This window comes from Nostoc sp., from assembly GCF_036917515.1.
Taxonomy (GTDB): domain Bacteria; phylum Cyanobacteriota; class Cyanobacteriia; order Cyanobacteriales; family Nostocaceae; genus Nostoc.
The window spans coordinates 1-17,390 of record NZ_JBALDE010000012.1; the positions used below are offsets into that span (position 1 = coordinate 1).

Annotated in this window: 12 protein-coding genes and 3 pseudogenes; 7 read left to right on the plus strand and 8 right to left on the minus strand. The window is 41.2% G+C overall.

The window, feature by feature from the left end; translation table 11 throughout:
- Nucleotides 1–70: 70 nt before the first annotated feature.
- Complete coding sequence (locus V7K89_RS00840) at nt 71–2,899, minus strand: pentapeptide repeat-containing protein (protein ID WP_335183863.1); 2,829 nt, start codon at nt 2,897–2,899, stop codon at nt 71–73.
- A 143-nt stretch (nt 2,900–3,042) separates the two neighbouring features.
- Between V7K89_RS00840 and V7K89_RS00845 the strand changes: the two genes are divergently transcribed.
- From V7K89_RS00845 to V7K89_RS00860, 4 genes are all read left to right on the plus strand, one after another.
- On the plus strand, nt 3,043–4,794 hold the full coding sequence (locus tag V7K89_RS00845; RefSeq protein ID WP_335183864.1) for a DUF3685 domain-containing protein: 1,752 nt from the start codon (nt 3,043–3,045) through the stop codon (nt 4,792–4,794).
- 44 nt (nt 4,795–4,838) lie between these two features.
- Complete coding sequence (locus V7K89_RS00850) at nt 4,839–5,546, plus strand: diacylglycerol/polyprenol kinase family protein (RefSeq protein ID WP_335183865.1); 708 nt, start codon at nt 4,839–4,841, stop codon at nt 5,544–5,546.
- A gap of 737 nt (nt 5,547–6,283) precedes the next feature.
- Nucleotides 6,284–6,883, plus strand: a complete 600-nt coding sequence (locus V7K89_RS00855; RefSeq protein ID WP_335183866.1) for a DUF4360 domain-containing protein — start codon at nt 6,284–6,286, stop codon at nt 6,881–6,883.
- Nucleotides 6,884–7,477: 594 nt separating this feature from the next.
- On the plus strand, nt 7,478–8,008 hold the full coding sequence (locus V7K89_RS00860; protein WP_335183867.1) for a hypothetical protein: 531 nt from the start codon (nt 7,478–7,480) through the stop codon (nt 8,006–8,008).
- A gap of 338 nt (nt 8,009–8,346) precedes the next feature.
- On the opposite strand, the gene V7K89_RS00865 is transcribed toward V7K89_RS00860, so the two are convergent.
- From V7K89_RS00865 to V7K89_RS00875, 3 genes are all read right to left on the minus strand, one after another.
- The gene (locus V7K89_RS00865; protein ID WP_335183868.1) at nt 8,347–9,798 is read right to left on the minus strand and encodes a dihydrolipoyl dehydrogenase family protein; all 1,452 of its coding nucleotides are present in this window, start codon (nt 9,796–9,798) and stop codon (nt 8,347–8,349) included.
- A gap of 85 nt (nt 9,799–9,883) precedes the next feature.
- Nucleotides 9,884–10,966 (minus strand): threonine-phosphate decarboxylase CobD, encoded by a 1,083-nt coding sequence (gene cobD / locus V7K89_RS00870; RefSeq protein ID WP_335183869.1) that lies wholly within the window; start codon nt 10,964–10,966, stop codon nt 9,884–9,886.
- Nucleotides 10,967–10,992: 26 nt separating this feature from the next.
- Complete coding sequence (locus tag V7K89_RS00875; RefSeq protein WP_010998076.1) at nt 10,993–11,277, minus strand: HU family DNA-binding protein; 285 nt, start codon at nt 11,275–11,277, stop codon at nt 10,993–10,995.
- Nucleotides 11,278–11,739: 462 nt separating this feature from the next.
- Between V7K89_RS00875 and V7K89_RS00880 the strand changes: the two genes are divergently transcribed.
- Entirely contained in the window at nt 11,740–12,087 is a 348-nt protein-coding gene (locus V7K89_RS00880) for a hypothetical protein (RefSeq protein WP_335183870.1), read from the plus strand.
- On the opposite strand, the gene V7K89_RS00885 is transcribed toward V7K89_RS00880, so the two are convergent.
- Entirely contained in the window at nt 12,084–12,725 is a 642-nt protein-coding gene (locus V7K89_RS00885; RefSeq protein ID WP_335183871.1) for a Uma2 family endonuclease, read from the minus strand. The two genes, V7K89_RS00880 and V7K89_RS00885, sit on opposite strands and share 4 nt — an antisense overlap.
- 111 nt (nt 12,726–12,836) lie before the next feature.
- Between V7K89_RS00885 and V7K89_RS00890 the strand changes: the two are divergent.
- A pseudogene (locus tag V7K89_RS00890) lies at nt 12,837–13,458 on the plus strand (Uma2 family endonuclease).
- Between the two features lie 61 nt (nt 13,459–13,519).
- On the opposite strand, the pseudogene V7K89_RS00895 reads toward V7K89_RS00890, so the two are convergent.
- Both V7K89_RS00895 and V7K89_RS00900 read right to left on the minus strand, forming a co-directional pair.
- Nucleotides 13,520–14,096: pseudogene (locus tag V7K89_RS00895) on the minus strand (Uma2 family endonuclease).
- Nucleotides 14,097–14,324: 228 nt separating this feature from the next.
- The gene (locus V7K89_RS00900; RefSeq protein ID WP_335183872.1) at nt 14,325–16,568 is read right to left on the minus strand and encodes an AMIN domain-containing protein; all 2,244 of its coding nucleotides are present in this window, start codon (nt 16,566–16,568) and stop codon (nt 14,325–14,327) included.
- 41 nt (nt 16,569–16,609) lie between these two features.
- Between V7K89_RS00900 and V7K89_RS00905 the strand changes: the two genes are divergently transcribed.
- A complete protein-coding gene (locus tag V7K89_RS00905) occupies nt 16,610–16,852 on the plus strand; it encodes a hypothetical protein (RefSeq protein WP_335183873.1) in 243 nt (80 codons plus the stop codon).
- 26 nt (nt 16,853–16,878) lie between these two features.
- On the opposite strand, the pseudogene V7K89_RS00910 reads toward V7K89_RS00905, so the two are convergent.
- Nucleotides 16,879–17,301: pseudogene (locus tag V7K89_RS00910) on the minus strand (pilus assembly protein PilO); the annotation flags it as partial.
- Between the last annotated feature and the right edge of the window lie 89 nt (nt 17,302–17,390).

A 17,390-nucleotide genomic window follows, 5' to 3' on the forward strand; every position in this document is an offset into this window, starting at 1 on the left:
TCTTCTTTTTCCATTTTTTCTAATCTCCGTAGACTTACAGTATGGACAATGCACAGTATGAACCCTCTCCTCATCCCTTTATTATGCAACACCTAGAGAACAAGGCACCATTATCAGTGGCCAGTTTTTTGTCAGCCTCAGCAAGGATGGCATCAAATAAGCAAGCGTTGGTGAGATTGACAGTATTAAGATTTACCTCCATCAGGATTGCCTGTTGCAGGTTTGCGCCCGTGAGGTTCGCCTGTTGCAGGTTTGCGCCCGTGAGGTTCGCCTGTTGCAAGTTCGCGCCTGCAAGGTTCGCCTGTTGCAAATTAGCTCCAGCCAAATTCGCCCCGATTAACTCCGCGTTAGATAAGTTTGTTTGCTCAAGATTTACCCCAGTTAACATCACTTGCGATAAAGAGGCTCCTGATAAATTGAGTCCAGACAGAGACTTAATTCGGGTTGCAAAGGCACTTTTATGTAAAACCGTTGTCCTAGCAATTAGCACACTCAGCACCTCTGGATTGAATTCTGTCAAATTGACTGGATTCCCACAAGGCCAAAATGGAATTTTTGTTTCTTGGTAGCAAGCACAAAGCAATAAAAACATATTCAGTCCCACAGCAGCATTCACCTGTTCAACATTCACAAAGTTTTGCAGGGCGTGAAAATTAGTCAAAGCCTTGTGGGCTATCCCCTCATCTAACCAACGTCCTTGACAGTAAGCACGCCAGAAAGATAAAAGACGTTGAAACAAAACTTCAAACGAAAATTTGTGCTTTTGTTGGCGACGCAATCCGGCGATCGCTAGTTCTTCAATTTCTTGGCTAAGTATCCCGTAACCTAGTAAATTATAAATATTCTGGGCTACGCTACTGAGAGAATCAACTACAAAGGTGAGTGTACCATAAGCTTCATGTTGGTACTGAGTCAGAAATTTAAGTTGAGCAGCAATCGCATCTGCACAAAGAGATTCTCCTAACTTGAGATGGGAAAACTCAATTAAACTACTTTTTGCTGCGCTTTCGCCTGAGCTTTCTACATCCGAAATTTTAAAATAAAAGGCTGGTAAAGTATTAAATCCACTAGCTAGATTAATTTGATAACGTTGCGAGTGTAAAATTTTGAGAGCGATCGCTTGCATCTGCTCAAGTAAATCTTGGGGATGACGGCCAGCGAGTAAATTAGCGATCGCTTCTGGAGTCCGGTGGATATGAGCCGTACCCGAACGCAGTAGCATTGTTTTGCTCCCACCACTTAGCGGATAACTCAACAACCATCGACTCAGGCGATGATGAATTTCCGATAACAGAAAAGACTTTTGGGTATTAGCAGCTAACTGCAACAGTTCATCATCTAGCAATCCCTCGCGGTGCAAAATGCCCAACAAATGCAGCATTAGGGGTTGACGGACAAGGGCAGATAATTCTCTTAACTTTGATTGGCTGGTAAATAACCCTGCCTGTTTTAAAAATGTAAATAAATTTTGAGTAATGGGTAATGATTGCACTTTTGCCCATTGTTGAAACCATTGTTTGAGTTCGTCCACATCTGACGGCTGAATAATAATTCGCCTCAACAATAGCGGTAGTTCCGAGACGATTTCTGGTAACGTCTTTGACCGACTTGTTAAGACAATTTTGTGTCGGTGCTGAGATTGAAAGTTGAGTAATTGCTGAATAAAAATTGCTTGTGCCCTGATACCCCCAGCAGAATGAGGCAATTCATCCAGACCATCCAGCAGCAACAGACAAGGGATATTTTCTTGGTCTAACCAAGTTGAAAGATTAACTAAAAAGGCAGAATTTAGAGTTTCGATGAGAGTTTTACCGTATTTTACATCTCGCAACCTAATTACTATCGGCATCCAAGTAGGGTATAATTCCTCTGCTACCTGTGCTGCCCAAAGTTGGCAAAAACTAGTTTTTCCATAACCAGGTTCCGACTCAATAACAGCGATCGTTTCTAAATCAGTTAGCTGTTGCTGCGCCCATATCTTTAAATCAACTGGTAAACTAGTTTTTTTATCTTGCTCAAAAATATTTTCCTCTATTGGTAAACCTTTTTGTGGCACATAGATATCTTTAAGAGCAAAGGATTCCATTAGCAAAGGTATACTGAGGTTTTTAATCAAACTTGCACGGTAATGTTCTCGGTGCAAATCAATTTTTTCACTGATAGAACCAACTTCTGGGGCGATCAAACTGGGAGATAATGAAATCCCCAAACGAAAAAATTTTTGCAGTTGGGCTAAAGGTGCAGCATTCTCGGTGACGACTACCAGTATCTCACCAGGAAGTGAGTTGACCAAACGTTGTGTTAGGAGTTTCGCTTCAACTTCCTCTGCACCATTGGCAACTAACCAAGCTATAACAGCGTTATTTATTTGTTGCACCAGTAATGAATCTGCAACCGAAGACAGTGCTTGTTCAGCTTGAGTATCAGTCAATTTACCTGGGCTGAGAGTTTTCAGCAATCCTTGTAGTTGCGGATCTTGGAGAATGAGTTTACCCACATCCTCTTTAAGTATGTGTGGTTGTATGGATATAATTGCCCGGTCTAACCACGGTTTTTGTAGGCTTGCTTCCTGCTCTAGAATTGCTTGCAAAGCCTGGAGATAGGCAATTTGAAACGCTAACCATGTGCCTTCGTTACGTTTTAAGGGTTTTTTTTGGCTAAGGCTACGTAACAGTTTTTCTGTCAACTGGGAAATGACACTGATTTCTTCCCAAACAATATTTAAAGGCAGTTCTAAAACCTCTACCAAGGTACAGATATCAAAAGGCATCAGGCTTTTGACTTCCATATCCTGAACAATACGGTAGGCAATACCTGCCAATTGCCCCTCAGAAAAGCCTCTGATTTGATTGATTGCGATATGGCGTTCTGCCAGCCAATGCCGAATATTCAGGTTCATTTAATTACACAGTGAAGGCTGTATAAAGCAATTATGATCGATTTATCAGTTTGCAAAAACAGATGACAATAGGGAAAACAAAGTTTTGTATCAAAGTTGTTTTTTGATTGGTAAAAAACAGTGCTTATGTAATTTAGTGGACTATGAGCGATCGCCCTCTAAAATTATTGTTAATCGACCAAGACCCGATTTTTCGTCTGGGATTACGGGTAGCTCTGGAAGCGATTCCTAACCTGGAAGCGATCGCAGTTGTAGAAACTGATACCGTTGCCTTGCAGATTTTAGCAGAAATTGCTGAAAAAGACCCTAATCAGGTAAATTTGGTAGTTTTAGAATTAGGTAATAGTCGCTCCATCACTAGTCAACAACTAGGTTTACAATTCTGTCGGCAATTTAGAGCGTTATATCCCAACCTACCAATTTTGCTCCTCAGTTCTGTTCAAGAACAAGGACTGCTATTAGCTGCAAAATCTATTGGTGTAAATGGCTACTGCCCTAAAGGTACACCACTTCCTGAGTTAGTCGCTGCCATGCAAGAAGTTGCAGATGGTGGTTCCTATTGGTTCCAGGACACGCAAGCAATAATAACTCCTAATTCTCCACTCCTCACTCTTAACTCCTCACTCCCTTTCTCTAAACTGCGAAATAATTTCCGTTTGTCAGGAATTGCTAACATTGACACTACCTTAGCCGCAGTAACAGTACAATTACAAGTTCCCGGACTACCACTACTAGATCGAGCCATTCTAGCCGGACAGCGGCGAGAACTACTAGCGGCTCGTTGGTTGCTAAATCGATTGTTGGTTTCACCACAAGAAAGGCGAGAGGAAAAGATTCCGGTTGCTGATCAGCCGCCTTTGACTCCTTCATTAAATAGTGCCCTTCAACAAACGCAAACTGTATCTTCTTTACTTAGTCCAGGAACTGTACAATCCGCCTTATTTACATCTTGTATTACCAAACTCCAATTCCCTTTAATAAATGTCACAGATATACCTTTAGAAATTGATATATTTCGTGAAGATAAAAAACGGGAATTACTTTATCTTATTTTGCAAGAATTGGCTAAACAATTGGATGAACTACGTACTTCTAAAATAGACATAAATCAATTAAACGAACTAAAAAATACTTTGTTAAGTGATTTATGGCAAGCAGCAGTTACAGATTTCTTTGGTAAATTTTCTCGAATAAAAGTAGTTAATTGTAATATAGAAATCGTTAATTTATTACTACAAAATATAGAAATTGTGCAAAAAGATATTCTCAATAAAATTCCGCTAGTTTATGAGTTGTATTCTTATCTATTATTTCAAACAGAGTTGAATATTGATAATATCTCTTATCCAGTAGTGAGTACTGAAGCCAAATCTCAAGCATTAATGATTTTAGAGAACTTGTTGATTCAGGTAGGGAATGGAGTAGTACAACCGCTGCTAAATTATTTAGCAGATATAGAAGAGATTAAGCAAAACTTTTATGGACGTCAATTGATTTCTACAAGAGAGATTGAACGGTTTAGAAATGATTTGTCGTGGAAATATAGATTAAAAAATTATATAACCGAGCCAAAAGCAGTTTTTGAAAGTCGGTATGAGCTATTTGTAATTGCGCCTCGTGGCATTGCCAATACTTCAGTTTATGCTCCTCGAAATCAGGAGTTAGTAAAACTTTCTAATATTCCTTTAGTAGTGACATTGCTTCTAGAGTTTAGTGATGCGATCGCACCGCGTCTAAAATCGCTAGTAGCTTTTGTCGGTAATGGTATAGTTTTTATCCTTACCCAAATAGTTGGTCGGGGTTTAGGTTTAATCGGTCGTGGTATTCTTCAAGGTATTGGTAGCGTTTCGTCAGTAGAAAAAAACTTGAGACGAAATAGCGATCGACCCAAATGAAGAAGCAGGGGAGCCTCTTTCTTTAGTTCTTTTCCCAATGACAAATGACAAATGATTTTATTGGACTATTAATTTCTTATATTTACGCTACCAGTCTGCTTGTGATTGGTGAGGGATTGCGTAAACTGTTTGGTGTAAAGCCAGATTTGACTCGCAAAGTAATCCATATTGGTGCAGGGATGTGGGCTTTTGGCGTCCTGCTACTGTTTAGAAACTGGGAAATCGGAATTATACCTTTTGCTACCTTTATCGGACTGAACTACTTGTTTTACCGCTACCGAATTATCAGCGCAATGGATACCCAGGATAGCTCACCCGGTACAGTTTATTTCGCTATCTCAGTCACACTGCTGTTCGGGCTACTGTGGCGGCCACAGGGGCCAGTAGATAGCGCTCCAATTGCTGTAGCAGGGATAATGGCGATGACCTGGGGTGATGCACTCGCAGCTTTAATTGGTAGACGTTTTGGGCAGCATAAATACCAAGTGGGAAATTCTGTACGTTCCTGGGAAGGTTCAGCAGCAATGTTTGTGGCGAGTACAGTAGTGATTTTCTTGGTGCTGTTACTACTACCTGGTTCGTTGCTGAGTCCCCTCGCAACGCCTTTAAATTTAGGATGGGCTTTGTTGACAGCGGTGGTAACTGCTACTTTCGCAACCCTAGCAGAGGCAGTCTCGCCCCACGGCACAGATAACCTCAGCGTACCTCTAACAGCAGCGGGAGTAGTTTGGATTTTCATGCGGGGTTTTTAAAACACTCCCAATTACCTCGTTCCCAGTCTACGACTAGAATTTCAGCCACTTAATAATATAGATTCTCAATAAAAATAGTTATTTCACTGCGATGTCTGCGACACGCTGCGCGAACGCCAACGGCATAGCTTCTCTACGAGACGCTACGCGAACGCTTAGAGCAAGTCCGCGTACTCTTTCAGAGAAGCAAGCTACGCTTTTAGCGTCTTGTAGAGAGCGTCATTTTAAATTTTGAGTATAACTTTGGAGTACTGCTCCTTCATACTACTTCCATACTACTATTTTGAAATTGGCAGTGTTTAAAAACACAATATGTCTGTGATCAAGAACACATATTTTCTAATTAAGACAAATATATGATCTTCCCCACATGGACGTACAGCAAGAATACATTTTGCAACTTGATGTCCATCTTCTTTCTGTTAACTCCAGTGATCACAGTTATGCTTCATTTTCTGATTGAGCAGAAATTGTCAAAAGCATACCTGAAAGGATTTCCCACAATTGAAGAAGGCAGAAGCCTGTAAGTATCAATCAAAACTTTAGTTGTGGGTGATTGCCCATTACTAGAACAAAATTGTGTCGAGATATGTGACACCAAACACAAAGCATCCTTGCTTCAATCTCATGCTTTTAAGCGTGGGATTAAAGCAAAGATGTCTTCATACCTCGTACCTTCTGCCTTCTGAATACATTTTTCATCAAAAAACAACTCTAGCAACATAACTGCAATCCACATGAACATTAAAATATTTGGTGTATTACTGTCTATATCTACAATTTTTGGAGTAAACGTTATTGCCACCAAGACTTTGGCTGACGTATCGCCTAGTATTACTTTTAGAAAGGCGATCGCGTCTGGTGGTGGATGTATTGTTACAGATCAGCTTCTTGGATCTGACGGTAGAAGCTTATCGCTCCTCTTGGATAAGTTCAATGCAAAAGAGGGTGCGCGTCAAAGGTGTATTTTACGTATTGATACTATAATTCCAAGTGGTTTCATTGTCCAAAATGTAGAGATACTGTACCAAGGAAGTGTTGACGTTAAATCACTGAGTAAAGGTACAACCTTAAGCAGAAGCTATATCTTTAATGGTGGTGCTCTTGGTGGTATAACCTCAGCTCGCCCTATAGTTACCCAGTTTAAATCTAGCGATCCTCTTTTTCAGGAGCAAGATGATATTTTTGTTGCATCTGCTTCATGTGGTGGACAAGGACAATTAGGTATTAATCTGATTGCACAATCCACATCGGGAAGTTCAATTTTTGTTGATTCAGCTGATTTAAGTGCTGGGGATGTGCTATTGCGTATAGACCTAGCTCCTTGCAGTTCGTGAGAGATTGAGACAAAATTATTTTTGTCAATTAGTAATAAAATTGAAGTTTACTGAAATAGTGAGTATTGAATTTAGCTCTGTACTGGATTTCGATCCAAGAACGAATGATGCTTTTAAATATGACGCATAGGCGCAGCCAGCCTTCTCTACGAGACGCTCTGCGAACGGCATCGCTAGTCCAAAAATTCTGTTAATTAGCTCCATTTCACCAACTTTTTAAGTACTATTGCTTATTGACAAAAGTTCTATAATCTTAGCCTCTCACTGATGGCTCCTTGCTAATTTGCTTATTTTTGTGGAATTTAAGAAGATTGGGTAAGAAATTTGCTCAATCTGGGAATTTAAAAACTACCAATTCTACAAGTAAATCTCAGTGAAAGTGCCATCTGATTGTCCTTTTTATTTTTCAACAAAACAGAATACATTCGGCAGAATTAAGTTGAGTATTATGACCGCAAAAGCAAATGAATAGACGGTGAAATACCTCACAAAATTCATAATTTTCTGGTCTTCAATCAGTAATAGGTATAAATGCCCTTCTACCAAATGTATTCTTCTTGAAGGTTCCAAGTTTCTTTAGATGGAGAGTAGATTATGTTGAGATTAAGTGATGCGCGTAATTTTTTCATATTAATACCCTTGTTTTTTTTATCTTCTTATGATGCCAATAATTCATCTAGCATTGCTATTGAAATAGCAAATCAACCACAATTTACTGTTAATAAGGGATGTAATATAACTTTCGACCCGAAAAAAAATGAGTTGACACTCGGCTCTAAGATAGCTGTAAATGCACAATTTTCGAGGGCTAGATGTATTATTAGAATTAATACTTCTAGTACTGGAAAGCAATTTAGGCTTGTGCCTTTAGCTTTCAAAGGTGAAGTAAAGAAAGCACCAGCACAAGTAGCTATTTCATCATTTGTAGTTGGCGATCAACCAAATCGTTTCTTATATGAAAGTCCGTTATCTGGAACGCCTCTGAAATTTGATTTGACCAAGAAAATACTTCTAACTAACTATACAAGTAAAGGAAAAAGTATTTTAGGCATCAATTTAGTATTAACAACAACCGGAGGAGAACTAGAGGTGACAGATATAAAGTTTGCACTTCAACAAAAATAATAAGCTCAAGTCTAAGAGGTTGTTTGAAAAGTCTTTTGCTGTGACTTTAGGCACTTTTAGATCCTTCCTAACCTACCTTAAAAAGGGGCGAACCAGAATCAAAGTTCCCCTTTTTAAATGGGATTTAAAGAGAGCTAAAACTTTTGATACCGACAACAGAACTTTTCAAACATCTTCTAATGGATGCTCCCCAATTCTGATGACATTGCGTTTGCAATCAAGGCGCCATCAATATTGACAAAGGTAGCGAGAACTGCAAAGTCAGTATCCTTGTGGAAGTCGGTAATGATATCAATATCTTTCTAAAGTTATTAGAATGACAACTTTATGCTTAAATGCTAATTCCAATTGCGGCAAAAATGGAAGAAGCTTTCTAAAAACTCTTGCAAAGAAATATTAGTATTTAACTTTTGCTTACTCCACTCTCTTGCGGTTCGTTCCAGAATTTCTGAAAAACTGGGATAGGCAGGAGATAAATTTGCTAGATGTTTGACTTTAATTTTTTGTGATATTGCCAAGGCAATTAAATTAATTAATTCTCCAGCCTCTGCCCCCAATATCGAAGCTCCCAAAATTTCACCGTTGCTTAACACAATTAATTTACACATACCAGTGGTTTCGTTGCGAAGTTGGGCTGCTGCCACTGTTTTAAAATATTGTTGCAAAACTAAAATTTTCTCTCGACGAAATAGGCGTTTTGCCTGTGCCTCTGTCAAACCTACTTGCGCCAGCATCGGTACAGAAAACATCGTCCAAGGAATGGAGTGATAATTTACTCGTAACCTGGGAAAAAAGAGTGCATTGTTCAGGGCAATTTTTGCTTCATAATTAGCGATATTGGTAAAGTCGTAACCACCAATTACATCACCACAAGCATAAATACGGTGGTTAGTAGTTTGCAGCTTATCATTCACAACTAAGCTACGCCGATGCCATTTCACACCTACTGCTGCCAGATTTAGGGATTCAAGATTCGGCTGTTGTCTAATCGCCACTAAAATTTCATCAGTTTCAATGGCCTTATCTCCTGCTTGAATCCACTTTTTATTCTCAATTAGCCTCACCTGAGTTACTGGTTTTTTGGTGAGGACGCGTACACCTTCGACTTCCAACTGCGCCTGAAGCAATATAGCTATCTCAGGGTCTAGATATGGAAGAATATATGGATGCTTGACTACCAGCGTCACACTGCAACCAAACCTTGCTAAAGTTTGAGCAATTTCAATGCTTTGGGGAATTCCACCGATAATTACCCAATTTTTGGGTAATGTCCTTCCCTGGAAAGATTGCCAAATATTAGAAAGGGTTAAATAGCCAGTGGCTTGCAATCCTTCAATCTCAGGAATTTCTGGAAGCGAACCGCTGGCCAGCAAATAAGTACGAGCGCGTAGTAGACGATTGTTAACGGCAAAAGCCAATTGGGGTGAAGATTGAAATTGACCACTGCCAACGATGACATCGACTCCCTGCGCGGCTAGGATGGCTGGGGAATGCTGTTCTTGGAGATTTGAGGCGATGCATTGAGCATACAGCATCGCTTCTTGCCACGCTATAGATATGTGGCATTCTTCTGAGGTATCAGTGTGTGTGGCATGAATACCAAAACCAGCCGCATCCTTCAACTTCTGCGCTAGTTTACCAATTTCGCTAAGAGCATGGTAATGAGTAAACCCGTAGTCTACTTTAGGTTGTACCAAGGCAACTGTAGCACGTAGTTGGGTTGCAGCAAGGGCAGCATAGTATCCAGTAAGACTGCCGCCAATAATTACAACATCGTAGTCAACGGTCACGTGAATTTAGATTAGAGTTAGGAGTTAAGTGTTAGGAGTTAGGAATTAAGAGTTAGGAATTAAAACCTTTTTTAACTTATAACTCCTAACTCTCTTTTAGCGCTGTTAGTAAGCGTTGATTATCAGACTCTTCACGTACAGCAACCCGGAAAAAGCGATCGCCTAGTTCTTTAAAAGTAAGGCAATCGCGAATTAAAATCTGGTGATACTTAAGTAATTGTTGCTGTAACTGGGAAGTAGATTCTTGAGACTCAACCAGTAAAAAGTTAGCAGCACTTGCTTGGGGTTGCAATCCTGGGATTTCAGCTAAACCCTGAAACAGTTGGTTTCGTGCAGGTGGTAGCCATGCCCAGGTTTGCTGCTGAAACTCCGTATCTTGGAGTGCCGCAATTGCCGCTGCTGCCGCTAGCGTGTTTACAGGCCAAGGATCGCGCCATAGTTGCCATTTAGCTAGGCAGTCAGGGTGTGCGATCGCATATCCCAATCGCAGTCCTGGGAGACTGTAAAATTTGGTCAGCGATCGCAACACTACTAAATTTGGATATTCTTGCACTACCGGAATCAGGCTTTGTTCCTCATTAGGCGGCACAAAATCCATAAATGCTTCATCCACCACAACCAAAGCAAATTGCTCCAAGTAGGGCAAAATAGACTCCCGCGAAAAGAGCTTTCCGGTTGGGTTGTGGGGGTTATTCAGCAATAGTCCTTTATCCTTTGTCCTTTGTCCTTTGTCAATGACCAATACTTCAACAAAGCTCAGTACAAGTGACCAATGACCAATGACCAATGACAAAGGACACTCCAGCACTTTAGCGTTGTACGCTGCCAAAGTTCGGTAGTAGTCGCCAAAGGCTGGAGTGATTAAAATTGTTGCGGCTAATTGAGCTAATTCCCTACCGATTAAAGTGAGTAATTCTGCGGAGCCGTTACCCGGCAGAATCCACTCAGACGGCAATTGATGGAAGTGACTGAGAGCTAGTCTCAGTTCACTATAATTCGGGTCCGGATAGTGCTTAAGATTACCAATTTGGGACTTAATAGCAGCGATCGCGCTATTTGGAGGCCCCAACGGGCTGATGCTAGCAGAAAAATCCAGAATAGCATCAGGGGGACAGCCAGCCAGTGCTGCTGCCCAGGCTAAATTTCCCCCGTGTGCAGGTTGCCGCATTAAAAAAGGGTTTCCAAAGACAGAACCTATGCTTTTGGGGGTGCTACCTTTTCTCTAAACAGTTTTCCTGCGGAGAAGGCAGGAACCCTCGTTGCTGGAATTTCCATTTTTTCATTTGTTTTCGGGTTGCGACCTTCACGGGCTTTACGTTCCCGTGATTCAAATGAGCCAAATCCCACCAACGTTACCTTATCACCAGAGGAAACCGCTTCAATAATCGTTTCCAAAGCAGCAGTTAAGACTGCATCCGCTTGCTTCTTGGTAACACTAGCTTTTTCAGCTACGGCATCAACTAATTCACCTTTGTTCATGTCAAACTCCTGAAGGTTTACTTGAGATTTCAGTACGGATGCACATTAATACATCCGTACTGAAATCTTTGTTTACGGAAATACAAAAATCATCCTTTGGGAGTATTTTTTATCAAAACGGCTGTACATCCCATCGGCTCGACTTTTCAATGAATCATTCTAAGGCGTTGTAGCCTGATGTGGATAGATGAAACCATTAATTTATATAGATTTCAGGATTTTTTGTAATTTTAGGGTACTTGTTTCAATAAAAACTACCCCAAAAGTAGGAAAAAATACCTAATAAATCCCGCAATTGCCAAGAAAACAGGGGAGTGGAGAGGTGGGAAATGGTTAACGTTTGTTAGCATTCATTACCGATGTTGAAGAGTTATTGCTGAGATTAACCAATTTTTATGGAAATTGAAGGCTCAGATTCTCAATTTCTCTAAAAAGTCGGGGATTTTGCTCACTTTTCATGTAATGTGGAAAATCCAATGCGAATTTAAACACCTAGCAAGCTTCTCTAGTCGGGAAGAGGTAAAAATTAAAGCTTCTCCCCTACAAGGCTATCCATTAGTCACATCTTTCTTAACATTTGTGGTAGCGATCGCTGTGACAACTTTTTCTTGTGCGTTTGTTTGGCGTAGCTTGCTTCCCCGTAGGAGTATGATAAACGCAGGCACTCAACAAACCCTTAAGAATGAACCTCTAATTAAAAAACATCCTATTGTAGGGGCGCAAAGCCTTGCACCCCTATCTGTTTCCATGTACTTTGAGATTATTTATTTTTTGCAAGTCCCTTATAAGAAAAATGCCGGAATGAGTTAATCCCTAGCAGAAATTTTCTGTTGCACCCAAGCTTGAAAAGCACGGGTAGTAGCAATTTCCCCATTCTTCTTCGCTTCTTGGATAAATTGAGGAATCTCCTTCACTGACACAGGCACAAAAGTAGGGCTGGTTTCGACTTCTGAGTATTGCTCACTTGCAAGTGTGTAAACTCGCAACACACTGCCGTTATAACGCCAAAATTCTGGGACTCCCATTGCAGCATAAAGCCTCAGCTTGTCTATTGCAGACCTGGAATATTCCACTTCCAGCACCAGGTCAGGAGGCGGGTCGGTAGCGAGGTCAATATTTTCTTTATCTCGAACTAATGCTTCATTTTGAATATAGTAGCTACTATCTGGCTCGGCTCCCCGCTGCAAATCATCCCGCGTTAAAGTTAGCGAACCAGCGCGTTTAATTTCCCAGCCCAACTCTTCGCACAATACCCCAACAAAAACCTCTATTAAACGATTTGAGTTTTCGTGCGGCATTTGTGGGGTCATAACTTCTACGGTTCCATTGTCATAAGCCAGCCGGGAGTTACGATCTGAACCCATTTCAGCCAGCATGGTTTTAAATGTCTGCCAGCTGATGTTATGGAGTAAAACCCTATTTTCTGCGGATGTTGTTATTGCCACCATAGTTCAGTTCTCCGCAACAAACCTTTTCCAGTACTGCACCCCTTAATATTACTGTTAAGGCTGAATGTAAGAAAGCGATATGATCGAAACGATTACTAGGGGTGATAGATTATAACTCAAGCCATACCCAAACTAGTAACCTTTGAAGATTGTGCAGCGTGGCGACCCGAAGGTGGAAGGTACGAATTACATGATGGCGTGATTGTTGAAATGGCACAACCAGCAGGAGACCATGAGGATATTGTCGAGTTTTTGGTTGAAAAAATTGCTATTGAGTACGTTCGTAATGGTCTACCTTATACAATCCCCAAAACTGCGCTCATTAAAGCAACTAATTCGGAATCTGCCTATTCCCTAGATGTGCTATTACTCAATCACCCTAATTTGATAAATGAGCCGCTATGGAAAAAAGAATCAACTGTAAGCCTTGCAGCATCAATTCCGTTAGTAGTTGAGGTAGTTTGTACGAACTGGGATGATGACTACTACACAAAACAGGGTAAGTATGAGGGTATTGGAATTCCTGAATACTGGGTTGTAGATTATCTTGGTCTAGGCGCTAAAAAGTTCACTGGCAACCCCAAACAGCCTACTATATCTTATTTATCAATTAATCGATGGTGAATACCAAGTTACTCAATTTAGAGGCAGTAATCCCATCGTCTCGCCTACTTTCCCAGAATTGAATTTAACCGCCGAACAGATTTTTCAAGCTGGAGGTCTACCAACGTAGCCACGACCCCACTTGCTGTTTTATAAGTATGTGATAAATGAAAGTTTATAGACCAAACCTTTTACCAACTTCGTTGTATATCAAGTATAAAACCAGGTAAGACATTTTCCCTGGAAATAGTTTGAGGAGATTTTAAAACTTCCACGTCTTGTACTGGACGATAAATTTCTACTTCCTGTTTTTTTCGGTTGATTAACCAATCTAGACGACAACTATTTTCGATATACTCTTACATTTTATTCTGAGTTTTTTTCAAGCTGTCATTAGGCGAAAGTATCTCAATCACAAAATCAGGACATAGGGGAATAAATTTTTCTTTTTGTTCTTTAGTCAAAGCATCCCAACGAGGTTTTTCCACCCAAGAAATATCTGGAGAACGATCAGCCCCTGAAGGCAAAGTAATTCCAGTTGATGAATCATAAAACTTCGCCCAATTGATTTTGGTCGTTCCGGAACCATATTTGAGCGTTAATAGTAGAATTACTTTTTCCTGTTTCCCCTCCTGTAGGTGGCATTATAATCAACTCTCCTTGGGCATTGCGTTCTAATTTTAAATCGGGGTTTTCTTCACACAATTGATAAAACTGCTCTTTTGTCAATTTAATTACAGAATTGAGATTTAATGTAAGTGCTCTCATAAGAGTATTTCCCGTTTTTGTTAGCTGACTGGGCTACAAACCTATATCCATTTTGTTTTACACCATAATAAAAGGGGACAAAAACTAACTTACAGCATTTCACTGCAACGCCTTAGCACTTATCTGCTCTGCGTGGAGAATTCTGTGAACAAGAAGAACCCCGACTTCTTTAAAAAAATCGGGGTTCTAAGCTTTTGCCAGAGGTGACTTACCTGCTTATTATCTTTATTATCTGCCAGGAACCTTCAACCCCCGACGCTCAAGAATTTGCCGCACTTCTGGACTGGGGGTGTAGTTATAGCCGTAGGATGAGTTTTCAGAGTCGTCCATAATCTGAGGCGTGAGCAACACAATCACCTCATTACGCTGATTATTTCTGTTTGTACTTCTAAATAGCGAACCAATCAGTGGAAGATCGCCTAAGATAGGAATCTTGGTGATAGTTGTCCGGTCTGTGTCTTGAATGATACCTGAAAGAATCAGTGTTTGACCATCTCGTAAGCGAATTGTGCCAGAATTTAGCGATCGCTCAGACACCAAAAATATTTGTTGGACATTACCTCCTCCCAAATTTAGATTAGCTGCCGATTGGGGTGCTTTAACAACGGGAGCCACTGATAGGGATACAAAACCATTGTCATCAATCCGATCTACTTTGACAGCTAGGGTTAAACCCACGTCTGTTTTCTCAGCTGTAATTGTTTGTGTCGCGAGATTATCAGCACTACTTATTGTGCTCGTAATATTTCCTAGCACTTCCTGAGTCAGCTTGACAGTAGCTTGTTGACCTTCTTGCACAATTAAGGTGGGGTCAGTCAAAATTTTGGCATTGCCATTTGTAACCTGAGCCTGCAAACTAGCAAGAAGACGTTTGGGGAACTGGTATAAGCTTGGTAAGGCTAATGTACCAGCGGGTGTAAAACCTGGAGTTTGAGGATTAGAGTTTGCTCCTGCAGTACCATTTATAATATTTCCGCTAGATAGTGGATTAGTGGTTACAGGTGTACTAGTCACACTGCTTCTTGCTTCAGCATTTGTAGCTGGTCTCGAACCGCCAAAATTAAAAGTTGCTGCACCACCTTCACTGTTAAAGAAGTTATTGCCTATCCCAAAAGAAAAGCTGGTGTTGTAGTCTTGGGTGTTCAAGAGGTTAACATCAATAATCTTGACGTTGACTACCACTTGACGACGGCGAATATCAAGCTGAGTTAGTTGAGCCATCGCCATCTCAACTAGTCTGGGAGGGCCAATCAAGGTTAGAGAATTAGTACGCTCATCTCCTAATGCCTGTAAACCTCTAAGTAATGGGTTAGAGTCTGTAAAAGTAACACGTTGAGTTTCAACTCTAGTTTCTGTGGTCGTCTGAGTTTGGGTGATAGGCACAGCTCCAGCCCCAACAGGTACGGCACTAACGCTGGTAACTTGTCGTTCGCGGCTGACGGCACTTTCTGCTCCCAAGCTGACCAAAAAGTTCAGGGCCACTCCGACTGATACCTGATTGAGTCGGAGGCTACGCATAACCATGTCACGGGTAGAATTGGGTAGTTTAGGCCCAACAAAAATTGTGCGATTACTGCGGTTAGCTTCTAAACCACTTAGGCGCAAAACGTAGTTAAACACATCTTGCACTGGCTCATTTTCTATATCTAGCGAAATTGTTTGAGAGGTTGCTTGTCCATTAGCAGAAGCAGCTTGCTCACCTCCCACATAAGCCAGATTCAAACTAGCAGCACGGGCAAGCAATGACAAAACCTCACGCACCGGTGCATCTCGTAGTACTAGGCGGGGTACACGTTCCTGAGTTCCCAAGTCAACAGTACTAGGAGAAGCATCGGTAGCCGAAATAGCAATATCTCCCACTGGTGGGGCGACGGCTCGAGGTAAGAATGGTGGAGCCTGACTCAGAGGTTGACCTGGCCCAGCAGCTTGTGCAGGTTGTCCGTCAATGGTGACTTGCGGGTTAGGAACCAGAACACCTGAATTTTGACCAGGTTGGGCTGGAGTAGTAACAGGTGGTGCTGTGGATATTGGGGCTGTTGGCGTTGGTGCTGATGCTGTAGTGCCTGTTGAAGGGCTAAAGCTGAGTGTAATTCCATTTGGCGACCGCACCACTGGTTGACTGCCAGGTATGTTGTTGCTGCCAGTTACCGTCACCCGGATGCTATTGGCATCAAGCTGATTAACCTCAACAGAGGCAATTCCTGGTGCTGGGTTATCTTGACGAAAACTATTACCTTGTGGTAATCGTAATTGAGTGTTGATAACATCTGCGATTAAAGCCTTGCCTCTTTTTGTAGTGAAAACTTGGCCACGCGACCCAGAAGAAGTTTTCAAAGCAACGCTAATTCCACCATTAACTGGATTTAACTGGACATTAGTAACTTGACTAATTTGTGCCCAAACTGGTTGAGCTGCCAAAAATACAAAAGCGGCAGTACCTAAAATAAAACTATTACCGTGAAGCTGTTTCACAGTTCATTCCTCACCTTATAAAACCTTGTTTACATACAATTTTGAGTAGACAGTTAGAAGCCGCACCCCAGTTGCTTCTCCTGTCGGAGGCGCTACGCGAACAAGTCGGTAAAGCCGACACCAGTTGCTTATGGGGAAACCCTCAAGAGTTCGCTGGCTCGTCTACACGAGACTTTACCCACCTACCCTGCAAAAACGCCAAGAGCAAACGTGAGTTTCAAAACCCTCAATTTTTCCTTAGTTTGCGTGCGGGAAAGCTTTATCTACGCTTGTGTAGCCGCTAATTCTATTCGTCCTAGCTCTAATTTGACTACTTTTTCGGGGCAGCTTTAGCTGCTGCTATTTCTTCTGGACTAAGTGGCATCAATACCTGTAACTGGAATGATGTATTAATCGCTGCGGGGCCTACCTGCATCGGCGTTTTATCTAATGGGGATCTTGTCTCTGCTGGAGCTAAAGTTGCTTGATAATCTTTAACTATTAACAAAGGCTGTAACCGCTCAATGTTACGAATTATCGATTGTGTTTGTTCATAAGTGGCTGTAATCTCAGCATTAATACTACTGCGTTGCAGCTTGCCATTAACCTGTTGTCCCAGACTTCCATCGGTAATCGGTTCTGGTTTTTGGGAAATCGGCACAAATTTCTTCAGTTTGGCTTTTACTGCATTAATAGAAGTTGCACTATTACCAGACTCAATTAAGCGGTTCAAATCCAATAGTAATGTATCTAAGAGGATGTTTTAAAAGTGAGGGGCTATTGTAAGAAAACTCACAAGGCTTAAGCTGAAAGATTGAAGATATCAGCACCTTGTGAGCAAAT